Here is a 22,804-nt window from a genome sequence, read left to right on the forward strand (position 1 = left end):
CCCGATGGGGTGCCGGGCCACCGCCCGGCACCCCATCACCCCCGATTCAGCCGTTTCCCGCACACTCCTTTCTCGTCGCCCAGCCAGGTTTCCCACATGCGCGTTCTTCTGCTTTCCCTGCTCACCCTCAGCGCCACCGCCTGCACCTGGGTGCCGATCGAACCGGTGGGCAAGACCGTGCGCGTGCTGCCGGCCGGGCAGGTGCCCAGCGGCTGCCAGACCAAGGGCGAGGTGGTGGTGACGGTCAAGAGCAAGGTGGGCTTCTACAACCGCAACCCCTTGCGCGTGCAGGAAGAACTGGAAACCCTGGCACGCAATGAAGCCCCCAGCGCCGGGGCCAATGCGGTCCAGGCCGCCGGCCAGCCGGCCGATGGCAGCCAGCGCTTTCTGGCCTTCCAGTGCCCGCCGCGCTGAACCCTTCAGGCCGCCCGGCCGCACCATACGCCCGGGCGTGAATTCGTAAAGGTGCGGTGAAGGCAGCGCCGGCTTACAATAGCGCCCCCTTTGCCTGAGCCTTGGCGCTAACTGATGCTCTTCAAGAATGTCTCTATCGCCGGCCTGGCGCACATCGACGCGCCGCACACGCTGACGTCCAAGGAAATCAACGAACGTCTGCAGCCGACGCTGGATCGTCTGGGCATCCGTACCGACGTGCTCGGCGACATCGCCGGCATCCACGCCCGCCGCCTGTGGGACGCGGACATGCTCGCCTCCGACGCGGCCACCCTGGCGGCCCGCAAGGCGCTGGAAGACGCCGGCATCGGCGCCGACAAGATCGGCCTGCTGGTCAACACCTCGGTCAGCCGCGACTACCTGGAGCCGTCCACGGCCAGCATCGTGTCGGGCAACCTGGGCGTGGGCGACGAATGCATGACCTTCGACGTCGCCAATGCCTGCCTGGCCTTCATCAACGGCATGGACATCGCTGCGCGCATGCTTGAGCGCGGTGAGATCGACTACGCCCTGATCGTCGATGGCGAAACCGCCAACCTGGTCTACGAGAAGACCCTCGAGCGCATGGCCCTGCCGGGCGTGACCGCCGACGACTTCCGCAACGAGATGGCCGCCCTGACCCTGGGCTGCGGTGCCGCTGCCATGGTGATGGCGCGTACCGAGCTGGTGCCCGATGCCCCGCGTTACCGCGGTGGCGTGACCCGCTCGGCCACCGAGTGGAACCAGCTGTGCCGCGGCAACCTGGACCGCATGGTCACCGACACCCGCATGCTGCTGATCGAAGGCATCAAGCTGGCGCAGAAGACCTTCGTCGCCGCGCGCGAAGCGCTGGGCTGGGCGGTGGACGAACTGGACCAGTTCGTCATCCACCAGGTCAGCCAGCCGCACACCGCCGCGTTCATCAAGAACTTCGGCATCGACCCGAAGAAGGTCATGACCATCTTCGGCGAGCACGGCAACATCGGCCCGGCCTCGGTGCCGATCGTGCTGAGCAAGCTCAAGGAGCTGGGCCGCCTGAAGAAGGGCGACCGCATCGCGCTGCTGGGCATCGGTTCGGGCCTGAACTGCTCGATGGCCGAAGTGGTCTGGTAAGCAGACCGCTGCGTTGATTCCAAGGGCCGGTACTACCGGCCCTTTTTACAGGTGCGATTGCATGCCCCAGCTTCCCGGTTACCCCGCCCACCCGCAGCGTTTCGAGGTCCGCCCCGGTCTGTCGATGAATTACCTCGACGAAGGCCCGCGCGACGGCGAGGTGGTGGTGATGGTCCATGGCAATCCGTCGTGGAGCTATTACTGGCGCACGCTGGTGGCCGGGCTGTCGGATACATACCGCTGCATCGTGCCCGACCACATCGGCATGGGCCTGTCGGACAAGCCCGATGACGCGCATTACGACTACACGCTGCAGTCGCGCGTGGACGACCTGGACGCGCTGCTGGTGCACCTGGGCATCACCGGCCCGGTCACCCTGGCCGTGCACGACTGGGGCGGCATGATCGGCTTCGGCTGGGCGCTGTCGCACCATGCGCAGGTGAAACGGCTGGTGGTGCTCAACACCGCGGCGTTCCCGATGCCGGCGGCCAAGAAGATGCCGTGGCAGATCGCGCTGGGCCGGCACTGGAAGGTGGGCGAGTGGATCATCCGCACGTTCAACGCGTTTTCCTCCGGCGCCTCGTGGCTGGGCGTGGAGCGCAGGATGCCGGCCGACGTGCGCCGGGCTTACGTGTCGCCGTACAACAGCTACGCCAACCGCATCAGCACCATCCGCTTCATGCAGGACATTCCGCTGACGCCGGCCGACAAGGCCTGGTCGCTGCTGGCGCGCGCCGGTGAGGCGCTGCCGTCGTTCGCCGACCGCCCGGCCTTCATCGGCTGGGGCCTGCGTGACTTCGTGTTCGACCACCACTTCCTGGCCGGCTTCCAGGCCGCGCTGCCGCAGGCCCAGGTGCATGCCTTCGAGGATGCCGGGCATTACGTGCTGGAAGACAAGCACGAGGTGCTGGTACCGAAGATCCGGGCGTTCCTGGACGCCAACCCGATCTGACCGGTGATGTGACGACCAACGGTCGTCACCTACCGATCAACCGGTTGATGCCGACGTTGGTTCGGGCCGGAACCCGTCACCGGGCACCGACGTTCGGTCGGATCGAAACCCGTCACCGTGCACCGACGTTCGGTCGGATCGGAACCCATCGCCGGGTACCGACGTTTGACCGAGTCGGAACCCCTCCCCGGTAGAGCCGACCGTTGGTCGGCTGCCCTTCGCTCCAGGCCATCACCCCCGGACGCACACCCTCACGCCGCGATCGGCGCCTGCGGGGCCGGCGAACTGCCGTTGTCGTCGGGATGATCATCGTCGTTGTCCGCCGCGTCCCGCCAGCGCCAATCGGCCAGGGTCAGGGCCGGCATGCCGTGCGCTACCCGCGCCTTGTCGCACTGCGGGCTGGCCTTGCCGTACTCCCACGAGGCGTCCACCTCGCGGCACACGCTGGGCCGGTTGGGGTGGATGGTGCAGCGGGAATACACGCCGATCTCCGCATCCAGCGCCACGCAGTACACCGGCTTGGACAGGGTGCCGCGCATGCACAGCCGGTGCGGGTCCAGCACCTGGGTCAGTTCATGCGGCACGCCACCGGGGGTGACCTCGTCCGATTCCATCCAGTGGAACGCCACACGGTACTGGGTGCAGCAGGCGCCGCAGGTGAGGCAGGGATGGGACATGGGGTACCGGCCTTGGGCGGCAATCGAGCAGGAGGGAAGGGCGCGAATTTTCCACGCCGTTGGCCGTCGCGCAAGATTTTTCTGCAGCGGCGACAATGAACGGATGAACAGCCCCGTCAACATCGCCGCCCGCCTGCCCGAGCTGGCCCGTGAGCGCCCCGACCAGATTGCCATCCGCTGCCCGGGAAAGCCCGGCCCCGGCGGCATGGCGGCCTATGACGTCACCCTGGACTACCGCACCCTCAACGCACGCAGCGACGCGCTGGCCGCCGGCCTGGCCGCGCATGGCATCGGCCGTGGCGTGCGCGCGGTGGTGATGGTGCGGCCGTCCCCGGAATTCTTCCTGCTGATGTTCGCGCTGTTCAAGAACGGCGCGGTGCCGGTGCTGGTCGACCCCGGCATCGACAAGCGCGCGCTCAAACAGTGCCTGGAAGAGGCCCAGCCGCAGGCCTTCATCGGCATCGGCCTGGCCCACGTGGCCCGGCTGGTGCTGCGCTGGTGCCCGGGGGTGAAGACGATGGTGACGGTGGGCCGGCGCTGGGGCTGGGGCGGCACCACGCTGGCCCGCATCGAGGCCGATGGCGCGCGGGCGCCACAGTCGATGGCCGCCACCGACGGCGAGGATGTCGCCGCGATCCTGTTCACCAGCGGCTCCACCGGGGTGCCCAAGGGCGTGGTCTACCGCCACCGCCACTTCGTAGGCCAGGTCGACCTGCTGCGTGCCGCCTTCGGCATGGAGGCCGGCGGCGTCGACCTGCCGACGTTCCCGCCGTTTGCCCTGTTCGACCCGGCGCTGGGCCTGACCTCGGTGATCCCGGACATGGACCCCACGCGCCCGGCCAAGGCCGACCCGCGCAAGCTGCACGACGCCATCGCCCGCTTCGGCATCACCCAGCTGTTCGGCTCGCCGGCGCTGATGCGCGTGCTCGCCGACCATGGCCAGCCGCTACAAGGCGTGCGCCGGGTTACCTCGGCCGGCGCGCCGGTGCCGCCGGACGTGGTGGCGCGGATCCGCCGGTTGCTGCCCGATGACGCGCAGTTCTGGACCCCGTACGGCGCCACCGAGTGCCTGCCGGTGGCGGTCATCGAAGGGCGCGAGCTGGACAGCACGCGCCAGGCCACCGAGGCCGGCGCCGGCACCTGCGTGGGCCGCGTGGTGGCGCCCAACCAGGTGCGCATCATCGCCGTCGACGACGCGCCGCTGCCGCAGTGGTCGCAGGTACGCGAACTGGCGGTGGGCGAGGTGGGCGAGATCACCGTGGCCGGCCCGACCGCCACCGACAGCTACTTCAACCGCCCCCAGGCCACGGCCGCGGCCAAGATCAGCGAAGTGCTGGTCGATGGCCGCACGCAGGTGGTGCACCGCATGGGCGATGTGGGCTACTTCGACGCGCAGGGCCGGTTGTGGTTCTGCGGGCGCAAGACCCAGCGGCTGGAAACCGCGCACGGCCCGCTGTACACCGAACAGGTGGAGCCAGTGTTCAATGCGCTGGACGGCATCGCCCGCACCGCGCTGGTCGGCGTGGGACCGGCCGGCCGGCAGCGGCCGGTGCTGTGCGTGGAGCTGCAGCCCGGCGCGGCCGATACGCCGGCGCTGCGCGAGCGCCTGCGCCACGAGGCCGACGCGCACCCGCACACCACCCGCATCGAACAGTTCCTGATGCACCCGGGCTTCCCGGTGGATATCCGCCACAACGCCAAGATCGGCCGCGAGAAGCTGGCTGTCTGGGCCGCAACCCAAGTGGAAACGCACGCATGAAGATCCTGGTGACCGGTGGTGGTGGCTTCCTCGGGCAGGCGCTGTGCCGCGGGCTGGTGCAGCGTGGCCACCAGGTGCTCAGTTTCAACCGGGGCGATTACCCGCCGCTGGCCGCGCTGGGCGTGGGCCAGATCCGCGGCGACCTGGCCGACGCCGATGCCGTGCGACACGCCGTGGCCGGGGTCGATGCGGTCTTCCACAACGGGGCCAAGGCCGGCGCATGGGGCAGCTATGACAGCTACTTCCAGGCCAACGTGGTGGGCACCGACAACGTGATTGCCGCCTGTCGCGAACACGGCGTGGGCAAGCTGATCTACACCTCCACGCCCAGCGTGACCCACCGCGCCACCCATCCGGTGGAAGGGCTGGGGGCCGACGAGGTGCCTTACGGCGAAGACTTCCAGGCGCCCTACGCGGCCACCAAGACCCTCGCCGAGCAGCGTGTGCTGGCCGCCAACGATGCCACCCTGGCCACGGTGGCGCTGCGCCCGCGGCTGATCTGGGGCCCGGGCGACCAGCAGCTGGTGCCACGCCTTGCCGAACGCGCGCGCGCGGGCCGGCTGCGCTTCGTCGGCGACGGTACCAACCTGGTCGACACGACCTACATCGACAATGCCGCGCTGGCCCATTTCCTGGCCTTCGAACACCTCGCCCCCGGCGCGGCGTGCGCGGGCAAGGCGTACTTCATCTCCAACGGCGAACCGTTGCCGATGCGCGAGCTGCTCAACAAGCTGATGGCCGCCGTGGGCGCCCCGGCGGTGGAGAAGTCGATCAGCTTCAAGACCGCCTACCGCATCGGCGCGGTGGCCGAACGCCTGTGGCCGCTGCTGCGCCTGCGCGGCGAACCGCCGATGACCCGCTTCCTCGCCGAGCAGCTGTGCACGCCGCACTGGTACAGCATGGAGCCGGCGCGCCGCGACTTCGGCTACGTGCCGCAGGTGAGCATTGACGAAGGCCTCACGAGGCTGAAGTCTTCATCGCGCGCAGAGGGCGCCATCACTTCCTGAACACCGCGGTTTGGTGAAGATTGCAGCACGCCAATCCGGCACGCATTACGCGAGGATCGACATGCTGCATTACGCCGTAATCTTTTTCGTCATCGCCATCATCGCGGCGGTGCTCGGCTTCTCCGGCATCGCCGGCGCTGCCAGTAACATTGCCTGGATCCTGTTTGTGGTGTTCCTGATCCTGGCGGTGGTGTCGATGTTCCGCAAGCGAGGGTAGTTCGCCGGGCAGCCCGCGCTACCTCTCTCCAGCGCGGGGTGCCCAGCGGCGCCTGACGACGGCCTGATCCTCGAAAGGGGGTCAGGCCGTCGTCGTAATGGAGCTCTGCAGCGCACGTTCGCGCGCATGCCGCTCCAGCGCCAGTTCCAGCAGGCGGGTGATCAAGGCGGTGTAGCCCAGCCCGCTGGCCGCCCACAGCTTGGGATACATGCTGATCCGGGTGAAGCCGGGCAGGGTGTTCATCTCGTTGATGACCACCTCGCCATCGCGGCCGAGGAACACATCCACCCGCGCCAGCCCGGCGCAGTCCAGGGCCTGGTAGGCACGCACGGCAATGGCGCGGATGCGCTGCTGGTCGGCGTCGCTGATCGCTGCCGGCACCACCACGTCGGCGCCGTGCTCGCTGATGTACTTGGTGTCGTACGAATAGAATTCGTCGTGCACCACCACCTCGCCGCAGACGCTGGCCTCCGGCGTTTCATTGCCCAGCACCGCGCACTCGATCTCGCGTCCGTCGATGGCCGTTTCCACCAGCGCCTTGTGGTCGTAGGACAGCGCCAGCGCCAGTGCCTCATGGAACTGCTGCGCGGTGTGCACCTTGCTCACGCCCACCGACGAGCCTTGGTTGGCCGGTTTGACGAACAGTGGCGCGCCCAGCTGCGCCACCAGGGCCGCGTAGTCGGCGTTGGCTGCGCTGGCGCGGTTGAAGCAGACGAACGGGGCCACGGCCAGGCCGGCATCGCGCAGCAGGCGCTTGGCCACGTCCTTGTCCATCGCCACCGCCGACCCGAGCACGCCGGCGCCCACGAACGGCAGGTTGGCCATGCGCAGCAGGCCCTGCAGCGAGCCGTCCTCGCCCAGCGTGCCGTGCACGATGGGGAACACCACGTCGATCTGTTCCAGCGCGGTGGCCGGGTCGGTGGGCACCAGCTGCTGCTGCGCCAGGCCCGGGCGCACGGCGACTGCATTGCCCGAGCGGTGCAGCGCGATCCGCGCGGGGTCCTGGGCATGCAGCAGAAAGTGCTGCGGGTCGCTGATGTGCCACTGGCCCTGCTTGTCGATGCCGATCAGGGTGACGTCGAAGCGTTCCTTGTCCAGTGCGTCCACAATGTTCTTCGCCGACTGCAGCGACACTTCATGCTCGGCCGAACGGCCACCGAAAATGATGCCTACCCGGGTCTTGCCCATGTCTGTTGATGCTCCTGCGCTGATCTTGGCTGCACAGCATGAACCGGTTGGCCGCCGACGGGGCTCCCGGGCTTCATGCACGCGTCAGGCTTGGCGCGCGTGCGGCGGTCCCGGCCCGGCATGGGGCAGGTAGAATGCACCGATGGCCCGTTCCCTCCTCAGTTCCCTCAAGCCGCTGGCCGGCAATGCGCTGCAGCTGGCGCTCAACCGCGCGCTGGCGCTGGACCCGGACACCGGCGCTGCACTGGCCGCGCTGGATGGCCGCCACATCGCCCTGACCCTGGAATCGCCGGCGCTGGCGATGCGCATCGGGGTGGACGGGCCGCGCCTCACCGTGGGCCCGGTCGACCCGCAGCAGGAGCCGGACCTGGCCGTACGCAGCACGCTGGGCGGGGTGCTGGCGCAGTTGCCGTTCCTGGCCCATGCACGTCGTGGCGGCGACGCCCCGGCCGGGCGGGTCAAGGTGTCCGGCGATGCCGAGCTGGCCCGGCGCCTGCAGCAACTGGCCAGCCGTTTCGATCCGGACTGGCAGCAGCCGTTCGTGCGCGTGTTCGGCGAGGTGCTGGGGGTGCAGGTGGCCAACAGCCTGCGCGCGGCGCTGCAGCACGCACGCCGTGGCATGTCCGACCTGGCGCACAGCGCCGCTGAATTTGTTACCGAGGAGTCGCGCGACGTGGTACCGCGAGCAGAACTGGAAGCCTTCCACGACGACGTGGATGTGATGCGCGACGATGTGGAACGCATTACCGTGCGCGTGCAGCGCCTGCGCCAGGTGCGCGCATGAAGGCGATGTTCCGCGCCACCCGCATTGGCCGCGTGATCCTGCGTTACCGCCTGGACGACCTGCTGGAAGGCACCGTGGCCGAGCGCTGGCTGCGCGTGGCCAAGCCGTTCGTGCCGCGCGCCTCGGCCGACATCGCCGCCCAGTCGCGCGGCGCGCGCCTGCGCCTGGCGCTGCAGGACCTCGGCCCGATCTTCGTCAAGTTCGGGCAGATCCTGTCCACCCGCCGCGACCTGATCCCGGCCGACATCGCCAACGAACTCACCCTGCTGCAGGACCGGGTAAAGCCGTTTGACGGTGCCACCGCGCAGCGCATCGTCGAGCAGGCGCTGGGCCGCCCGGTCAGTGAAGCGTTCGCCAGCTTCGACCTGCAGCCGCTGGCCTCGGCCTCGATCGCGCAGGTGCATGCGGCCACCCTCGCCGATGGCCGCCAGGTGGTGGTCAAGGTGCTGCGCCCCGACATTGAAAAGCAGATCGGCGCCGATATCGCGCTGCTCAACTCCGCTGCCGCGCTGGTCGAGCGCACCCACCCGCGCGCCGACAAGATTCGCCCGCGCGAAGTGGTGGCCGAAGTGGAGAACACCCTGGCCGCCGAACTGGACCTGCAGCGCGAAGGCGCCAATGCCAGCGTGCTGCGCCGCAACTGGGTCGACTCGGACGATCTGTACGTACCGGAAGTGATCTGGAGCCACACCGCCGAGCGCGCGCTCACCCTGGAACGGGTGTGGGGCATTCCGTCGGACGACATCGCCGCGCTGGACAAGGCCGGCATCGACCGCAAGGCACTGGCCGCCAAGGGCGTGCGGGTGTTCTACACCCAGGTGTTCCGCGACAACTTCTTCCATGCCGATGCGCACGCCGGCAACATCTGGGTCGACATCGATCCGGCCCGGCGTGACAACCCGCGCTTCATCGCGCTGGACTTCGGCATCATGGGCCAGCTGTCCGAGCAGGATCAGTACTACCTCGCCGAAAACTTCATGGCCATCTTCAACAAGGACTACCGGCGCATGGCCGAGCTCCACGTTGAAGCCGGCTGGATGCCCAACAACGTGCGCATCGACGAGCTGGAAGCGGCGGCGCGCTCGGTATGCGAACCGTATTTCACCCGCCCGCTGTCGCAGATCTCGCTGGCCGAAGTACTGATCAAGCTGTTCCGCGTGGCGCAGCGCTATGAGCTGACCCTGCAGCCGCAGCTGATCCTGCTGCAGAAGACCCTGCTCAACATCGAAGGCGTGGGCCGCCAGCTCGACCCGGAGCTGGACATCTGGGCGGTGGCACGGCCGGTGCTGGAACGCATCCTGCGCGAACGTTACAGCCCGCGCCGGGTGCTGAAGGAGCTGCGCAAGCGGCTGCCGGAAATCATGACCCACACCCCCGACATGCCGCGCCTGGTGCACGCCTGGTTGAAGCAGCAGGTGGAAGGCGGGCACGAGCTGTCGATGCGCTCGCAGGACCTGGTGGCGCTCAACACCAACCTGCAGAAGCTGCAGAAGCGCGCGGTGGCGGCGATCGCCGGTGTCGGCCTGTTGATCGTGGCGGCGGTGCTGTACGGCATGCAGCCGGGCGGCTGGTACTTCGGCGATGCGCCGGTATGGAGCTGGGTGAGCGGCGCGGCCGGCCTGTTCTCGCTGGCCAGTGCGTGGTGGCGGCGCTGACCTGGGGCTGCAGGTAGTCACGGATGCCCTCGACGCCTGCGTGCGCGATGATCCGCAACGGCGGATTGATCGCGGCACGCAGCGCCGCCTGAATCATCACCGATGGCGCTGCCCGCGCGTGGCGGGGATAATCGATCGGTGAACGACACCGATAACGACAGCGCACTCTCCGCCACCGCCGACGCGGCCCCGCTGCAGCTGCTGCACGTGGACGACCGCCTGGCCGTGGTCAACAAGCCCGCCGGGCTGATGGTCCACGACAGCAAACTGGCCCGTGGCGAAGACGACTTCCTCGCCGACCGCCTGCGCGAGCAGCTCGGCAAGCCGATCTTCCTCGTGCACCGTCTGGACCGTGCCACCAGTGGCTGCCTGCTGCTGGCCTTCGACCGCGAAAGCGCCAGCGTGCTGGGCAAAGCGCTGATGGGCGGCGACGTCACCAAGGACTACCTGGCCATCTGCCGTGGCTGGCCGGCCGAGGAGGCGTTCACGGTCGACCACGACCTCGACGGTGGTCCGGGCAAGCCGGTCAAGAAACAGGCCATCACCCATTTCCAGCGCGTGGCCGTGGGCGAGATCGCCGTGCCCGTCGGCGAGTTCGACACCTCGCGCTATGCGCTGCTGCGCTGCCAGCCGCAGACCGGCCGCTTCCGCCAGATCCGCCGCCACCTCAAGCACCTGTCGCATCACCTGATCGGCGACACCAGCCACGGCGATGGACGGCACAACCGCAGCTTCCGCATGCAGGGCATCCACCGCATGCTGCTGCACGCCGAACGCCTGCGCTTCCCGCACCCCGATGGCACCGCGATGGATGTCAGCGCCCCGGTGGACGGTGAGTTCCGCAAGGCGATGGATCTGTTGGGGTGGGATGCGGTTTGAGCGGGGCCTGACCGCGCTGAAATGTGCCCGGGATCCAACCGGGTAGAGCCGACCGTTGGTCGGCTGCTCTACGCGCGGTACCCGGGTTATCCGTGCAGCCGACCAACGGTCGGCTCTACGCCCGAGGTGCGGCATGCGGCCAACCAACCGCCCAGGATCCAACCGGGTAGAGCCGACCCTTGGTCGGCTGCTCTACGCGCGGCGCCCGGGTTATCCGTGCAGCCGACCAACGGTCGGCTCTACCCCGGGGTGGCCTGCGTGCATCCGACCGCCCGGAATCCAACCGGGTAGAGCCGAGGTGGTGTCCGTGCAGCCGACCAACGGTCGGTTCTACCGGGGCGGGGTGCGTTACCGGGCGGGCGCCGCCGTCGGCGCCGGCGCCGGCGCCTCGTTCATGATCGCCTCGAGGTCCTTCTGCAGGTCCACGAACAGCGGCTGCATCTTTTCCTGGATGGCCACCATCACGTTCTGCATCAGCGCCGGGGTCTTGTCGAGCAGGCTCTGGCCGGCCGAGCTCTCGTAGAACTCGGCCATCGCCAGTACGTCTTCCTTGCTGAAGCTCTTCTTGTACAGGTCCACGTACATCGGCCGCAGCTGCTGCCAAGACAGCGCCTGGCGGATGGTCTGGGTGGTGCGCGCCTCCATCCGCTTCATCTGTTCCTGCTGCTGCGCGTCCAGCTGGCGCTGCTGGGCCACCTGCTGGAACTGCTGGCGCTGCATCGCCTCGATCTGCGGCAGCATGCTGTCCAGCATGGTCTGCGCACGCGAGGCGGCCAGCAGCCGGTTGATGTCGGCATCGGACGGCGGCGCGGCCACTGCCGGCGCGATCGCGGCCAAGCCGAGCGCCAGGACAAGGCCGACACGGGTCAGCGCACGGCGGGGAGTGGTGGCAATGGCCAGGGAGCGGATCAAAAGCATGTGCGGGGCATCCTGCGTGGCATGGAACCCCGAGGATACCTGCGAAGGCGTCAGCAGGCCGTAGTTTGCGGACGTTATCGGCGTCATCGGGGATGTTTGCCCCACCCCTGGACCCGGTCCTGCCTTTACAATGCCGCCCATGGCTTCTGCACCCGTCATCATCAGCGCGCACCTGTCGATTCCCGATGCGGAACTCGTCGAGCGGTTCGTGCGCGCCAGCGGCGCCGGCGGCCAGAACGTCAACAAGGTCTCCACCGCCGTGGAACTGCGTTTCGACGTGGCCGGCTCGCCGTCGCTGCCCGAACCGCTGCGCTCGCGCCTGCTGGCACGGCGCGATCGGCGCATGACCGGCGAAGGCGTGCTGGTCATCGACGCCCAGCGCTTCCGCACCCAGGACCGCAACCGCGACGATGCCCGCGAGCGCCTGGCCGCCTTCATCCAGGAAAGCCTCAGCGTGCCCAAGCCGCGCGTGGCCACCAAGCCCTCGTATGGCGCCAAGCTGCGCCGCCTGGACGAGAAAAAAGGCCGCGCGCAGATCAAGCGCGGACGCACCACACGCAATTGGGAGTGATTGCTTGAACAACCGAAGTCCGCTGTTGCCGGCCGTTCCGCCCAACATGCCGCAGGTCAAACCGAACCGCTTCCTTCGCTGGCTGGCCCGCTGCACGTTGCGCCTGGGCGGCTGGAAGGTGGTGGGCACCTTCCCCGACGTGCCCAAACTGGTCTTCATCATTGCCCCGCACTCGTCCAACTGGGACGGGTTCTGGGGCATGGCGGCCAAGATCGCGCTGGGCATGCAGGTGAAGGTGCTGGGCAAGGCCTCGCTGTTCTGGTGGCCGCTGTCGCCGCTGCTGCGCGCGCTGGGCGTGATCCCGCTGGACCGCAGCTCGCCGCAGGGCACCGTCGAGCAGGCGGTCAGCCTGATCCGGGGATCCGAACGCATGTGGTATGCCATCACCCCCGAAGGCACCCGCAAGGCGGTGACCCACTGGAAGGCCGGGTTCCTGAAGATCGCGCGGATGGCCGACGTGCCGGTGCTGGCGGCGTACTTCCACTACCCGGAGAAGGTCATCGGGATCGGCCCGCTGTTCCACTCCAGCGGCGATGACGCGGCCGACATGGCCGCCATCCGCGCCTATTACCAGCCGTGGCAGGGCAAGAACCGCGGCACCGTCTGAGTCCCGCCAGCCCCTGCCGTGGCTGGCGCCGGGGGCTGCACAGCCATACGCCACGTCCGGCACATGCCGGTCCCGGGCAATCGGAGTAGGGTGATCGGCTGCGGTTTTTCCGCAGTCGCATCCCATTCCAAGGAGCCCGTTTCATGTCGCGTACCGTAGTTTTGGCCGCTGCCATCAGCCTGGCGCTGGCGGCCTGTTCCGGCAAGGAGTCCACCCCCGTGTCCGACACCCAGACCCCCGCCGCGCAGCAGCCGGCCGATGCCTCCACCAATCCCCTGTTGAGCGCCAGCACGCTGCCGTTCCAGGCGCCGCCGTTCGACAAGATCAAGGACAGTGACTACCTGCCGGCCTTCAACGAAGGCATGAAGCAGCACCTGGCCGAGGTCCGCAAGATCGCCGACAACCCCGAGCCGGCCACCTTCGACAACACCATCGAAGCGCTGGAGCGCAGCGGCGAGACCTTGACCCGCGTGTCGCGCATCTTCTTCGGCCTGGTCCAGGCCGATACCAACGACGCGCGCCAGAAGATCCAGGAAGAAGTCGCCCCGAAGCTGGCCGACCACCAGGACGAGATCAACCTCGACCCGAAGCTGTTCGCCCGCATCAAGAGCATCTACGACCAGCGCCAGTCGCTGGGCCTGGACCCGGTGCAGCTGCGCCTGGTCGAGCGTGACTACCAGGAGTTCGTGCGCGCCGGCGCGCAGCTCAACGACGCCGACAAGGCCTCGCTGCGCAAGCTCAACGTGGAAGAAACCACGCTGGCCACCCAGTTCCACACCCGCCTGGTAGCCGCCACCGCCGCCGGTGCCGTGGTGGTCGACGACAAGGCCAAGCTGGCCGGCCTGGACGAGGACGCGATCAACACCGCCGCGGCCGACGCCAAGGACCGCAAGCTGGACGGCAAGTACCTGCTGCCGCTGCAGAACACCACCCAGCAGCCGGTGCTCGGTTCGCTGAGCGACCGTGAGCAGCGCGCCGCCGTGCTCAAGGCGTCGGAAACGCGCGCCGAAAAGGGCGATGCCAACGACACCCGCCAGACCGTACAGCGCCTGGCGCAGCTGCGTGCGCAGAAGGCCAAGCTGCTGGGCTTCGACAACTACGCCGCCTACAGCCTGGCCGACCAGATGGCCAAGACCCCGGCGGCTGCGCTCAAGCTGCTCACCGACACCGTGCCGGCGGCCACCGCCAAGGCGCGCGGCGAGATCGGCGAGATGCAGAAGGTGATCGACGCCCAGAAGGGCGGTTTCAAGCTGGCCGCGTCCGACTGGGACTTCTACGCCGAACAGGTGCGCAAGGCGCAGTACGATCTGGACGAGTCGCAGATCAAGCCGTACTTCGAGATGGACAACGTGCTGCAGAACGGCGTCTTCTACGCCGCCACCCAGCTGTACGGCATCACCTTCAAGCCGCGCACCGACATCCCGACCTACCACGCGGACATGAAGGTCTACGAAGTGTTCGACAAGGACGGCACCTCGCTGGCCCTGTTCTACACCGACTACTTCAAGCGTGACAGCAAGTCCGGTGGCGCCTGGATGGACGTGTTCGTCGAACAGGACGGCCTGACCGGTGCCAAGCCGGTGGTCTACAACGTGTGCAACTTCACCAAGCCCGCCGCCGGCCAGCCCGCGCTGCTCAGCTTCGATGACGTAACCACGATGTTCCATGAGTTCGGCCACGCCCTGCATGGCATGTTCTCGAAGGTGAAGTACCCGTCCATCGCCGGCACCAGCACCTCGCGCGATTTCGTCGAGTTCCCTTCGCAGTTCAACGAACACTGGGCGCTGGACCCGAAGGTGTTCGCCAACTACGCCAAGAACTACAAGACCGGCGAGCCGATGCCGCAGGCACTGGTCGACAAGATCCTCAAGGCGCGCACCTTCAACCAGGGCTATGCGACCACCGAGTACCTGTCGGCCGCGCTGCTTGACCTGGCCTGGCACACCCAGCCGGCCGACGCGCCGCTGCAGGACGTGGCCAGCTTCGAAGCGGGCGCGCTGAAGAAGTTCAAGGTCGACCTGCCGCAGGTGCCGCCGCGCTACCGCACCACCTACTTCGACCACATCTGGGGCGGTGGCTATTCGGCCGGGTACTACGCCTACTTCTGGGCCGAAGTGCTCGACCATGACGCCTTCGAGTGGTTCAAGGAAAACGGCGGCCTGACCGCGCAGAACGGCCAGGTGTTCCGCGACAAGATCCTCTCGCGCGGCAACAGCGTGGAGCTGTCGGACCTGTACCGCGATTTCCGCGGCAAGGACCCGTCGGTGGAACCGCTGCTGGTCAACCGCGGCCTGAAGTAACCGCGGCCGGGTACAACAAAAACGGCAGGGGAAACCCTGCCGTTTTTTTTTGCTTGTCGCGCGCGTGAGGGCCCCGTAGCGGCCGGTGGGCCCCTGGCGCAAATGTCCCCCGGCCGCGGAGCGGCCTCCTCCTTTATTTTGCCCAGGCGCCTACCGGCCGCTACGGCGCCAAGCTTGCGGCAAGCAAGTGGACGCCAGGCTTTTCTTGCGCTGGTCGGTGGGTCAGGCGCTGGGGCCCCATGCTCTTGGAGGCGAAATAAAGGAGGAGGGGGCGGCCGCAGGCCGACGCCGGGGGACATTCGCCGGAAAGGGCATGGGGCCCCAGCGCCTGGCCCACCGACCGACCGCCGCGCGTGGACACGCCCCGCGTGACGGCCGTGCCCCTCACGTCCCCACGTGCACCCCGTCCACGATCTCGCTGCACCCCAGGTGGTCCAACGCGATCTCCAGCGCATGCATGTAGCTCTGCGCGCAGTACCCGTGCGCCACCCCGATGCGCTGGCCGATGTCCGGCGGCAGGCACGCTTCGGGGCTGCGCGTGTCATCGTCGTGCACTTCCACATAGGCATTGCGCAGGTACGGCAGCAGCTGTTGCAGGCGCAGGCTGCCCACGCACGCGCCCGGGTCCAGCAGGGTCACCTCGCCACGGCTGTGGTCGGCCACGCGCAGTGCATCCAGCAGTTCCTGTTCGGACCCGCATGCGCGGATGGCCACCGTGGTGCCCGCATCGATCGCACGGTGCACCAGCGATTTCAGGACCGGTGCCGGCAACGGCTGCGCGGTGCGGATCAGCGCGCCGGCCGCCTCCGGACCACGGATGATGAAGATCGACATGGCTCAGGCCTCCGCCGTCAGGCGACGCGCGGCGATCGCCAGCGACAGCCGGCACGCATCGTCGCGGCCGCTGCTGCACACCACCCGCGCCGTCGGCGCGTGCTGCGGGTGCAGGTGCTCGTCCAGCGCGTCGTCGTCGTTGCTGGCCATCTCGATGTAGGGCGCCGGCAGCGCCTCCAGCGCCGTGCGCAGCGCCTGCCCATAGCGCGCCCATTGCGGCGCATCCACCGCCGTGGTGGCGATCAGCACCAGCGCCGGACGGCTGCGCTGCGCGCGCTGCAGGCAGCGCACCAGCGCCGGCAGGGAATCGCAGTCGCGGCAGGCCACGCGGTGCCCGGCCACCCGGGCAGGCAGCGGCATGGCGTCCGGTGCCGCGCCAGGCGGCGAGTGCCGGATCATCAGGATGGTCATGCAACACCTCGTTCAAGCGCCTTGCGGCGCGGTGGTGCCACGATGCGACCGGAGCGCGTAAAACCGCCATGCCCCCGGTGCCTGCAGCGCATAAATTCCGCGTAGCTTCTGGGCCCGTGGCCGGGGAACTTGGCAGGCCCCGCCACGGTCATAGCCCACACCCCGAGAGAGCCTGGCCATGGATATGCCCGCTACCGAATCCACCGCCGCACCCTCCAACCGCATCGTGCACTGGCTGAAGAAGGAAGCACTGCCGCTGGCCGTGATGCTGGGCCTGCTGTTGGCCGCGCGCGACTCGCTGGCCAACCATTACCAGGTGCCCAGCGGTTCGATGCAGCACACCCTGATGCCGGGCGACCGGGTCGTGGTGGACATGCGCGCCTATGGCCTGCGCCTGCCGTTCACCTCGGTGGAGCTGCTGCACACCGGCCAGCCGCAGCGCGGCGACGTGGCGGTGTTCGACTCCCCCGTGGATGGCATCCGCCTGATCAAGCGGATTGCCGCGGTGGGCGGCGACCGGGTCGAGCTGCATGACGGCCACCTCAGCATCAATGGTCGGCCGCTGGCAGACGCCACCCAAGGCGAGGTCGAGGACTTCGGCCAGCACGTGGCCCAGCTCGATCTGGGCCAGGGTGGCGGGCCGGACATCACCGGCCTGACCGTGCCGGACGGCAAGGTGCTGATGCTGGGCGACCACCGCGGCAACAGCGCCGATGGCCGCTTCTTCGGGCTGGTCCAGGCCAGCGCGTTGTACGGCAAGGCCTCGCACGTCTACTACCGGCGCGGGGACGGCCTGACCTGGCAGGCGCTGTAACCACGGTCGCGATCTGAATCGATATGTAGAACGTCTCGATGCAGACATTCCAGGTTATGGATCGACCTGTCGACGCTGCCTATCCTGAGCGCTGACTTCTCGTCCGGGCCCGCGCAGGCGGGCCCTATCCGCATGAATGGCGACACCGCAGCGGTTCCCGACCGCAGCTCCCCAGCCCCCACGGCGGGAGCGGCAGACCAGATCCAGCAGGGCACGCCCGCCTTCCGGCGCACGGCGGCCGCGCTGTTCCTGGCCGGGTTCTCCACCTTCGGCCTGCTCTACACGGTGCAGCCGCTGCTGCCCGAGTTCAGCCGGCACTTCGGCGTCTCGGCGGCCAACAGCGCGCTGACCCTGTCGCTCAGCACCGGCCTGCTGGCGGTGTCGATGCTGATCGCCGGGCTGATCTCCGACCGTATCGGCCGCCGCGGCGTGATGGTGGCGGCGCTGTTGGTCTCCAGCGTGTTGTCGGTCGCCACCGCGATGGCCACCGACTGGTCCACCCTGCTGGTGCTGCGCACGCTGCTGGGCATCGCGCTGAGCGGCGTGCCGGCAGTGGGCATGACCTACCTGGCCGAAGAAATGGACAGCCGCGCGTTGGGCCTGGCGATGGGCCTGTACATCGGCGGCAACGCCATTGGCGGCATGAGCGGTCGGCTGATCGCGGGCATCGTGGCCGACCACTGGGGCTGGCGCTGGGGCATCGGCGTGGTCTCGTTGATCGCGCTGTTCAGCACCGTGCTGCTGTGGATCCAGCTGCCGCCGTCGCGCCATTTCCAGCAGCGCCGCAGCGGCCTGCGCGAACTGCCCGCGCGCTGGGGCCGTCTGTTCGCCGACCCCGGCCTGCCGTGGCTGTTTGCCACCGCCTTCGTGCTGATGGGCGTATTCGTCACCCTCTACAACTACCTCGGCTACCACCTGCTCGCACCGCCGTACCGGCTGAGCCAGACCGTGGTCGGCCTGATCTTCAGCGTGTACCTGGTCGGCACCTTCAGCTCGGCATGGATGGGGCAGCAGGCCACCCGGCATGGTCGCAGCCGCGTGCTGGCCATCTGCTACGGGCTGATCGCACTGGGCATCGTGCTGCTGGCACTGCCGTGGCTGGGCTGCATGGCGGCTGGCATCGCGCTGGTCACCTTCGGCTTCTTCGGCGGGCACTCGGTGGCCAGCAGCTGGGTCGGCAGCCGGGCCGGCACGCTGCGCGCCGAAGCGTCGGCGCTGTACCTGTTCGCCTATTACCTGGGGTCCAGCGTGGCCGGCGTCATCGGTGGCGTGTTCTACACCCACTGGGACTGGCTGGGCGTGTGCGGTTTCGTCGGCGTGCTGACAGTGACCGGCGGCGTGATCGCCTGGCGGCTGGGGCAACGTGTGCAACCGGCGGGCGCCGCGCTGGCGGTGAGCCGCTGACGGCCGCGTCGTACAGACCGCCTAGCCGGTATGCACGACGGGGCGCTCCTCCAGCAGCACAACGTCTTCGGCCAGGACGTGGAACGCCACATTCTCCGCCATGAATTGAATGCTGAAGTGGCGCAGCGACGGCGGCGTGTGGGACGAGATCGACCGCCATGCCGCCAGGCTGCCTGCGGCCCAGTCGGACTGGGTGAATTCGGTCAGCTCACCCAGCGTGTAGCGCCCTGATCCTGCGTCGAAGGCGAACAGCGTGCTGCCCGGAAACGGCTGTTTGATCAGCGAATGCACGCGGCTGAAGCGTATCTCGCGTGTCAGCATCGTGATCGCCTCATCCCGCTCATCGTCCGGCGCTCTTTCGTAGGCCACCTCGAGGACGACATCCATGCCTTCGGAGCGGAAGGACACCGTCGATTCGCCATACCCAGGCAGCCACTCGTAGGGATTGAAGATGGAACGTGGTGCGCCGATCAGCATGGCTGTCCTTGTATGGGATGTGTCTCTTCCGCTGTTGGCCTCGCCGGTGCTCAACCGTGGGCCTGGCCCTGCAGCAGTTGGGTGAAATGTGCGATCAGCGGCGAGGCGGTGCCGCGTCGGCAGGCCACGTGCACTTCCGAACTGGCGGCGCGGTCGCTGAGTGCCACGAAGCGCGCGCCGTCCACCTGGATGTGGCTGCACGAGGCGGGCAGCACGGTCACCCCAAGACCGGAGGCGGCCAGGCTGATCAGCGTCGAGGCCTCGCCGGCCTCCTGGATGATGCGGGGGGTGAAGCCCGCGCTGCGGCACAACGCGATGAAGTGATCGTGGATCCCGGCACCGACCTCGCGCAGGAACCCCACGAACGGTTCGTGCGCGAACAATCGCAGCGCCACCGACGCGTCAGCCGGCAGCGCCCGCACCAGCGGATGCTGGTCGTGCACCACCAGCGCCAGCGGATCGCTGAACAGCTTGCGCGACATCAATGGCGCCGGCAAAGCACGTTTGCGGATCAGCCCGACGTCGAGCTCACCGGCCATCAACGCATCGATCTGCTGCAGGGTGTTCATCTCGCGCAGCTTCAACTGCACCTGCGGAAACTGCTGGCGGTAGGCGAAGATCGCGCGCGGAATCTGCGTGGACAGCGGCGTGGCGCGGGTCAGCCCGATGCGCAGCTCGCCGGTTTCGCCACGCTGCGCGCGCTGGGTGAGGTCGACGGCCTTGTCCATGCGCTCGAGCACCGCCGTGGCCTGTTCCTGCAGCACGCGGCCGGCTTCGGTCAGCGCCACGCGGCGGTTCGCACGCAGGAACAAGCGTGCGCCGAGCAGTGTTTCCAGCTGACGGATCTGCTGGCTGAGCGGCGGCTGCGACATGCCCAGGCGCTCGGCAGCGCGGCCGAAATGCAGGGTGTCGGCGACGGCCAGGAAATAGCGCAGGTGGCGCAGTTCGATCGACATGGCAGGGCAGGCATCAGCGCTCGGAATGACCGCTTTCATCATAGCTGCGCGGACTGAACAGGTCCGGCTGTATCAGCTCGATGAAGGCACGCGCCTGGGGCGACAGGAAACGCCCGCGGCGCACGATCACCCCGTAGCTGCGCTCGGGGAACCAGGCACTCATCGAGCGCGTCACCAGCCGGTCGCGGTCGGCATCGTTGAGGCACAGCGCCGGCACGATCGAGATGCCCATGCCCATCGCCACGTACTGCTTGATCACTTCCCAGCCGCCGACTTCCAGCGCCACGGTGTAGGGCAGGCGGTGGCGCTGGAACACCTGGTCGACCAACCGGTAGGTGATCTGGCGCTTGGGGGGCAGCACCAGGGGGTGTTGGGAGATCGCCTCCAGACTGAGCTCGCCGCGCGCCAGCGCATGCCCGGGCGGGGCGATCAATACCTGCTCGAAGCGGTAGGCGGGGGCGTAGCTGAGGTCGGCCGGCACGTCGGTCATCGAACCCACCGCCAGGTCGGCCGCGTCGCTGCGCAGCAGGTCGGTGCCGTCGGCGCTGATCGCGTTGTGCAGGGTCAGGCGCACGTCCGGGTGGCGTTGGCGGAAGCGCTCCACGATGCGCGGCAGCAGGTACAGGATGGTCGAACTGTTGGCGGCGATGTTGAGCTCGCCGGCATCCAGGCCCTTCACCTTGTCGCGGAAACTGGCCTCCAGCCCGTCCAGGTTCTCCACCAGCGGCAAGGCCATCTCGAACAGCAGCTGACCCTCGCGGCTGGGCACCAGGCGGCGCCCGCTGCGCTCGAACAGATCCACGCCCAGTTCGCGCTCCAGCGCCTGCAACTGCTGGCTGATGGCCGGCTGGCTGACAAACAGTGCCTCAGCCGCCCGTGAGACAGACCCCAGGCGCACCGTCTGGCAGAACGCCCGCAGCGGCTTGAGCCGGTCAGACTTGTAGGAAAAACGGGGACTTGGCGCGGGCGGTGTGGGCATGGCGTCACGAGTATAAGCACAACTTATGTAAAGCATTGCTATAACTGTTTTGTCATATACGGTACGGCGGCGCACGGTGGGGCCTACCGCAATGCAGGAGCCCGCCATGTCCGCCGTCGCCGCTTTCGCCACTGCCCAGCCCACCCCGGCCGATGCCCCGGCCACCCCCGGGATCGCGCTGACCACCCAGCTTGCCGGCCAGTCCGCGCTGCTGCCGGCGGGGGTACTGGCCTTGCTGGTGTCGCTGCACCGCGCCGTGGAGCCGGAGCGCCAGCGCCGGCTGCAGGCCCGGGTGGCCCGCCAGGCCTTCTTCGATGGCGGCGGGGTGCCGGACTTCCGCGCCGACACCGCGCACATCCGCAGCGAAGACTGGCGCGTGGCGCCGCTGCCGGACGCGCTGCAGGACCGCCGCGTGGAGATCACCGGGCCGACCGACCCGAAGATGGTCATCAACGCGCTGAACTCCGGTGCCAAAGTGTTCATGGCCGACTTCGAGGATTCCACCGCCCCGGCCTGGGCCAACCTGCTGGCCGGCCAGCAGGCGCTGATCGGCGCGGTGCGCGGCGACCTCACCCATACCGGCCCGTCGGTGGAGGGCAAGCCGGGCAAGCAGTACACGCTGCGCCCGTTCAACGAACAGGCGGTGCTGATCGTGCGGCCGCGTGGTTGGCACCTGGACGAAAAGCACGTGCGCATCGACGGCCAGGCCATCGCCGGCGGGCTGTTCGACGCGGCGGTGTTCGCCTTCCACAACGCCCGCACGCTGATGTGCAAGCAGCGCGGCCCGTACTTCTACCTGCCCAAGCTGCAGTCGATGGAAGAAGCGGCGCTGTGGGAAACCGCGCTGTCGCACATCGAAGGCATGCTCGGCCTGCCGCATGGCCAGATCAAGGTCACCGTGCTGATCGAGACGCTGCCGGCGGCGTTCGAGATGGATGAAATCCTGCACGCATTGCGCGACCGCATCGTCGGCCTGAACTGCGGCCGCTGGGACTACATTTTTTCCTACATCAAGACCTTCCGCCAGCACGCCGACAAGGTGCTGCCCGAGCGCGGCCAGGTGACCATGACCCAGCCGTTCCTGAAGGCCTATTCGGAACTGCTGATCCGCACCTGCCACCGCCGTGGCGCGCATGCCATGGGCGGCATGGCCGCGCAGATCCCGATCAACCACGATGCCGCCGCCAACGAACAGGCGATGGCGCGGGTGCGTGCCGACAAGCTGCGCGAAGTGACCGCCGGGCACGACGGCACCTGGGTGGCGCACCCGGCGCTGATTCCGATTGCCCAGGCGATCTTCGACGCGCACATGCCCACGCCGAACCAGCACCACGTGCTGCGCAATGACGTGCAGGTGGGCCGCGACGCACTGATCGCCGCCCCCACCGGCACCATCACCCGCGCCGGCTTCGAGGGCAATGTGGAAGTCTGCGTGCGCTACCTGGCTGCCTGGCTGGACGGCAACGGCTGCGTGCCCATCCACCACCTGATGGAAGACGCGGCCACCGCCGAAATCAGCCGCAGCCAGCTGTGGCAGTGGCTGCACACCCCCGGCCAGCACCTGGACGACGGCACCGCCATCGACCTGGCGCTGCTCGACGCCACCCTGGCGCAGCTGCCCACCCGGCTCGGCGACACCCGCGCGCTGCCCGGCAGCGCCCGCCTGCCCGAGTCCATCGCACTGCTGGCCGAACTCAGCCGCCGCGACACCCTGACCGACTTCCTGACCCTGCCGGCCTACGACCGCCTCGCCTGATTCCGCCGCATTTGGCCCCGCCCAGCCGGGCAGAGCCCGGCTCTACACCGAAACACCCGTAGAGCGGGGCTCTGCCCCGCTGCCCTGGACCCCGCTAGCCGGGCAGAGCCCGGC

The 22,804-nt window shown here is 68.5% G+C and carries 23 protein-coding genes; 15 read left to right on the forward strand and 8 right to left on the reverse strand.

All coding sequences use genetic code 11. From position 1 onward, the window contains the following. Window positions 1-96 precede the first annotated feature (96 nt). The 3 genes from AC6CHL_RS12585 to AC6CHL_RS12595 all read left to right on the forward strand — a co-directional run bounded on the left by AC6CHL_RS12585 (window position 97) and on the right by AC6CHL_RS12595 (window position 2,497). Window positions 97-414, forward strand: a complete 318-nt coding sequence (locus AC6CHL_RS12585; RefSeq protein ID WP_137191338.1) for a DUF4156 domain-containing protein — start codon at window positions 97-99, stop codon at window positions 412-414. A gap of 114 nt (window positions 415-528) precedes the next feature. Further along, window positions 529-1,545 carry a 3-oxoacyl-ACP synthase III gene (locus tag AC6CHL_RS12590; protein WP_038691210.1) on the forward strand — a complete coding sequence of 339 codons (1,017 nt, stop codon included), beginning with the start codon at window positions 529-531 and terminating at the stop codon, window positions 1,543-1,545. A gap of 61 nt (window positions 1,546-1,606) precedes the next feature. Further along, on the forward strand, window positions 1,607-2,497 hold the full coding sequence (locus AC6CHL_RS12595; RefSeq protein ID WP_463600147.1) for an alpha/beta fold hydrolase: 891 nt from the start codon (window positions 1,607-1,609) through the stop codon (window positions 2,495-2,497). A gap of 251 nt (window positions 2,498-2,748) precedes the next feature. Here AC6CHL_RS12595 and AC6CHL_RS12600 read toward each other — a convergent pair whose 3' ends face one another. Continuing rightward, window positions 2,749-3,174: a YkgJ family cysteine cluster protein gene (locus AC6CHL_RS12600; protein ID WP_038691207.1), complete on the reverse strand. Its 426-nt coding sequence runs from the start codon at window positions 3,172-3,174 to the stop codon at window positions 2,749-2,751. Window positions 3,175-3,277: 103 nt separating this feature from the next. Between AC6CHL_RS12600 and oleC the strand changes: the two genes are divergently transcribed. From oleC to AC6CHL_RS12615, 3 genes are all read left to right on the forward strand, one after another. Continuing rightward, the gene (gene oleC / locus AC6CHL_RS12605; protein ID WP_498294620.1) at window positions 3,278-4,933 is read left to right on the forward strand and encodes an olefin beta-lactone synthetase; all 1,656 of its coding nucleotides are present in this window, start codon (window positions 3,278-3,280) and stop codon (window positions 4,931-4,933) included. Continuing rightward, window positions 4,930-5,940, forward strand: coding sequence for a 2-alkyl-3-oxoalkanoate reductase (gene oleD, locus AC6CHL_RS12610; RefSeq protein WP_038691203.1), 1,011 nt, complete (start codon window positions 4,930-4,932; stop codon window positions 5,938-5,940). Before oleC ends, oleD begins: the two co-directional genes overlap by 4 nt. 61 nt (window positions 5,941-6,001) lie before the next feature. Continuing rightward, window positions 6,002-6,157 carry a DUF1328 domain-containing protein gene (locus AC6CHL_RS12615; RefSeq protein WP_038691201.1) on the forward strand — a complete coding sequence of 52 codons (156 nt, stop codon included), beginning with the start codon at window positions 6,002-6,004 and terminating at the stop codon, window positions 6,155-6,157. Between the two features lie 81 nt (window positions 6,158-6,238). Here the strand turns inward: AC6CHL_RS12615 and ddlA are convergent, their stop codons facing one another. Next, a complete protein-coding gene (gene ddlA / locus AC6CHL_RS12620; protein ID WP_498294621.1) occupies window positions 6,239-7,345 on the reverse strand; it encodes a D-alanine--D-alanine ligase in 1,107 nt (368 codons plus the stop codon). A 142-nt stretch (window positions 7,346-7,487) separates the two neighbouring features. On the opposite strand from ddlA, the gene AC6CHL_RS12625 reads away from it, so the two are divergent. From AC6CHL_RS12625 to AC6CHL_RS12635, 3 genes are all read left to right on the forward strand, one after another. Beyond that, window positions 7,488-8,129 (forward strand): ubiquinone biosynthesis accessory factor UbiJ, encoded by a 642-nt coding sequence (locus AC6CHL_RS12625; protein ID WP_498294623.1) that lies wholly within the window; start codon window positions 7,488-7,490, stop codon window positions 8,127-8,129. Further along, on the forward strand, window positions 8,126-9,784 hold the full coding sequence (ubiB, locus tag AC6CHL_RS12630) for a ubiquinone biosynthesis regulatory protein kinase UbiB (RefSeq protein ID WP_038691196.1): 1,659 nt from the start codon (window positions 8,126-8,128) through the stop codon (window positions 9,782-9,784). The genes AC6CHL_RS12625 and ubiB overlap by 4 nt, the downstream gene beginning before the upstream one ends. A 138-nt stretch (window positions 9,785-9,922) precedes the next feature. Beyond that, window positions 9,923-10,663 (forward strand): pseudouridine synthase, encoded by a 741-nt coding sequence (locus AC6CHL_RS12635; RefSeq protein WP_498294625.1) that lies wholly within the window; start codon window positions 9,923-9,925, stop codon window positions 10,661-10,663. A 348-nt stretch (window positions 10,664-11,011) separates the two neighbouring features. Here AC6CHL_RS12635 and AC6CHL_RS12640 read toward each other — a convergent pair whose 3' ends face one another. Beyond that, complete coding sequence (locus AC6CHL_RS12640) at window positions 11,012-11,581, reverse strand: DUF2059 domain-containing protein (protein ID WP_498294627.1); 570 nt, start codon at window positions 11,579-11,581, stop codon at window positions 11,012-11,014. A 139-nt stretch (window positions 11,582-11,720) separates the two neighbouring features. Between AC6CHL_RS12640 and arfB the strand changes: the two genes are divergently transcribed. The 3 genes from arfB to dcp all read left to right on the forward strand — a co-directional run bounded on the left by arfB (window position 11,721) and on the right by dcp (window position 15,059). Beyond that, window positions 11,721-12,152: an alternative ribosome rescue aminoacyl-tRNA hydrolase ArfB gene (arfB, locus tag AC6CHL_RS12645; protein ID WP_038691194.1), complete on the forward strand. Its 432-nt coding sequence runs from the start codon at window positions 11,721-11,723 to the stop codon at window positions 12,150-12,152. Window positions 12,153-12,156: 4 nt separating this feature from the next. Next, on the forward strand, window positions 12,157-12,759 hold the full coding sequence (locus tag AC6CHL_RS12650; RefSeq protein WP_038691192.1) for a lysophospholipid acyltransferase family protein: 603 nt from the start codon (window positions 12,157-12,159) through the stop codon (window positions 12,757-12,759). 143 nt (window positions 12,760-12,902) lie between these two features. Then, on the forward strand, window positions 12,903-15,059 hold the full coding sequence (gene dcp / locus AC6CHL_RS12655) for a peptidyl-dipeptidase Dcp (protein WP_038691190.1): 2,157 nt from the start codon (window positions 12,903-12,905) through the stop codon (window positions 15,057-15,059). Between the two features lie 384 nt (window positions 15,060-15,443). Here dcp and AC6CHL_RS12660 read toward each other — a convergent pair whose 3' ends face one another. Together AC6CHL_RS12660 and AC6CHL_RS12665 are read right to left on the reverse strand one after the other, a co-directional pair. Next, window positions 15,444-15,893 (reverse strand): 3-dehydroquinate dehydratase, encoded by a 450-nt coding sequence (locus AC6CHL_RS12660; RefSeq protein WP_038691188.1) that lies wholly within the window; start codon window positions 15,891-15,893, stop codon window positions 15,444-15,446. A gap of 3 nt (window positions 15,894-15,896) precedes the next feature. Beyond that, window positions 15,897-16,304, reverse strand: a complete 408-nt coding sequence (locus AC6CHL_RS12665) for a hypothetical protein (protein ID WP_137191325.1) — start codon at window positions 16,302-16,304, stop codon at window positions 15,897-15,899. 184 nt (window positions 16,305-16,488) lie between these two features. On the opposite strand from AC6CHL_RS12665, the gene lepB reads away from it, so the two are divergent. Next, window positions 16,489-17,118 carry a signal peptidase I gene (gene lepB / locus AC6CHL_RS12670; protein ID WP_498294802.1) on the forward strand — a complete coding sequence of 210 codons (630 nt, stop codon included), beginning with the start codon at window positions 16,489-16,491 and terminating at the stop codon, window positions 17,116-17,118. A gap of 132 nt (window positions 17,119-17,250) precedes the next feature. Next, on the forward strand, window positions 17,251-18,522 hold the full coding sequence (locus AC6CHL_RS12675; protein ID WP_463600153.1) for an MFS transporter: 1,272 nt from the start codon (window positions 17,251-17,253) through the stop codon (window positions 18,520-18,522). Window positions 18,523-18,543: 21 nt separating this feature from the next. Here AC6CHL_RS12675 and AC6CHL_RS12680 read toward each other — a convergent pair whose 3' ends face one another. Genes AC6CHL_RS12680 through AC6CHL_RS12690 form a run of 3 tightly spaced genes read right to left on the reverse strand, consistent with a single transcriptional unit; the run spans window position 18,544 to window position 20,934 of the window. Beyond that, a complete protein-coding gene (locus tag AC6CHL_RS12680; RefSeq protein WP_498294630.1) occupies window positions 18,544-18,999 on the reverse strand; it encodes a hypothetical protein in 456 nt (151 codons plus the stop codon). Window positions 19,000-19,049: 50 nt separating this feature from the next. Continuing rightward, window positions 19,050-19,955 (reverse strand): LysR substrate-binding domain-containing protein, encoded by a 906-nt coding sequence (locus AC6CHL_RS12685; RefSeq protein ID WP_498294632.1) that lies wholly within the window; start codon window positions 19,953-19,955, stop codon window positions 19,050-19,052. Window positions 19,956-19,968: 13 nt separating this feature from the next. Further along, window positions 19,969-20,934, reverse strand: a complete 966-nt coding sequence (locus AC6CHL_RS12690; protein ID WP_038691179.1) for a LysR family transcriptional regulator — start codon at window positions 20,932-20,934, stop codon at window positions 19,969-19,971. A gap of 106 nt (window positions 20,935-21,040) precedes the next feature. Between AC6CHL_RS12690 and aceB the strand changes: the two genes are divergently transcribed. Continuing rightward, window positions 21,041-22,690: a malate synthase A gene (gene aceB, locus AC6CHL_RS12695; RefSeq protein WP_038691177.1), complete on the forward strand. Its 1,650-nt coding sequence runs from the start codon at window positions 21,041-21,043 to the stop codon at window positions 22,688-22,690. The last annotated feature ends 114 nt before the right edge of the window (window positions 22,691-22,804 follow it).

Source organism: Stenotrophomonas sp. GQ19 (genome assembly GCF_059758695.1).

What these genes read in the sequence shown, in the direction of transcription:
- AC6CHL_RS12665 (WP_137191325.1), bottom strand. Translation starts at nt 16,304, where the DNA reads ATGACCATCCTGATGATCCGGCACTCGCCGCCTGGCGCGGCACCGGAC.
- oleC (WP_498294620.1), top strand. Translation starts at nt 3,278, where the DNA reads ATGAACAGCCCCGTCAACATCGCCGCCCGCCTGCCCGAGCTGGCCCGT.
- AC6CHL_RS12675 (WP_463600153.1), top strand. Translation starts at nt 17,251, where the DNA reads ATGAATGGCGACACCGCAGCGGTTCCCGACCGCAGCTCCCCAGCCCCC.
- AC6CHL_RS12685 (WP_498294632.1), bottom strand. Translation starts at nt 19,955, where the DNA reads ATGTCGATCGAACTGCGCCACCTGCGCTATTTCCTGGCCGTCGCCGAC.
- AC6CHL_RS12595 (WP_463600147.1), top strand. Translation starts at nt 1,607, where the DNA reads ATGCCCCAGCTTCCCGGTTACCCCGCCCACCCGCAGCGTTTCGAGGTC.
- arfB (WP_038691194.1), top strand. Translation starts at nt 11,721, where the DNA reads ATGGCTTCTGCACCCGTCATCATCAGCGCGCACCTGTCGATTCCCGAT.
- AC6CHL_RS12615 (WP_038691201.1), top strand. Translation starts at nt 6,002, where the DNA reads ATGCTGCATTACGCCGTAATCTTTTTCGTCATCGCCATCATCGCGGCG.
- AC6CHL_RS12600 (WP_038691207.1), bottom strand. Translation starts at nt 3,174, where the DNA reads ATGTCCCATCCCTGCCTCACCTGCGGCGCCTGCTGCACCCAGTACCGT.
- oleD (WP_038691203.1), top strand. Translation starts at nt 4,930, where the DNA reads ATGAAGATCCTGGTGACCGGTGGTGGTGGCTTCCTCGGGCAGGCGCTG.
- ubiB (WP_038691196.1), top strand. Translation starts at nt 8,126, where the DNA reads ATGAAGGCGATGTTCCGCGCCACCCGCATTGGCCGCGTGATCCTGCGT.
- AC6CHL_RS12690 (WP_038691179.1), bottom strand. Translation starts at nt 20,934, where the DNA reads ATGCCCACACCGCCCGCGCCAAGTCCCCGTTTTTCCTACAAGTCTGAC.
- AC6CHL_RS12640 (WP_498294627.1), bottom strand. Translation starts at nt 11,581, where the DNA reads ATGCTTTTGATCCGCTCCCTGGCCATTGCCACCACTCCCCGCCGTGCG.
- AC6CHL_RS12680 (WP_498294630.1), bottom strand. Translation starts at nt 18,999, where the DNA reads ATGCTGATCGGCGCACCACGTTCCATCTTCAATCCCTACGAGTGGCTG.
- lepB (WP_498294802.1), top strand. Translation starts at nt 16,489, where the DNA reads ATGCCCGCTACCGAATCCACCGCCGCACCCTCCAACCGCATCGTGCAC.
- AC6CHL_RS12590 (WP_038691210.1), top strand. Translation starts at nt 529, where the DNA reads ATGCTCTTCAAGAATGTCTCTATCGCCGGCCTGGCGCACATCGACGCG.
- AC6CHL_RS12660 (WP_038691188.1), bottom strand. Translation starts at nt 15,893, where the DNA reads ATGTCGATCTTCATCATCCGTGGTCCGGAGGCGGCCGGCGCGCTGATC.
- aceB (WP_038691177.1), top strand. Translation starts at nt 21,041, where the DNA reads ATGTCCGCCGTCGCCGCTTTCGCCACTGCCCAGCCCACCCCGGCCGAT.
- ddlA (WP_498294621.1), bottom strand. Translation starts at nt 7,345, where the DNA reads ATGGGCAAGACCCGGGTAGGCATCATTTTCGGTGGCCGTTCGGCCGAG.
- AC6CHL_RS12585 (WP_137191338.1), top strand. Translation starts at nt 97, where the DNA reads ATGCGCGTTCTTCTGCTTTCCCTGCTCACCCTCAGCGCCACCGCCTGC.
- AC6CHL_RS12625 (WP_498294623.1), top strand. Translation starts at nt 7,488, where the DNA reads ATGGCCCGTTCCCTCCTCAGTTCCCTCAAGCCGCTGGCCGGCAATGCG.
- dcp (WP_038691190.1), top strand. Translation starts at nt 12,903, where the DNA reads ATGTCGCGTACCGTAGTTTTGGCCGCTGCCATCAGCCTGGCGCTGGCG.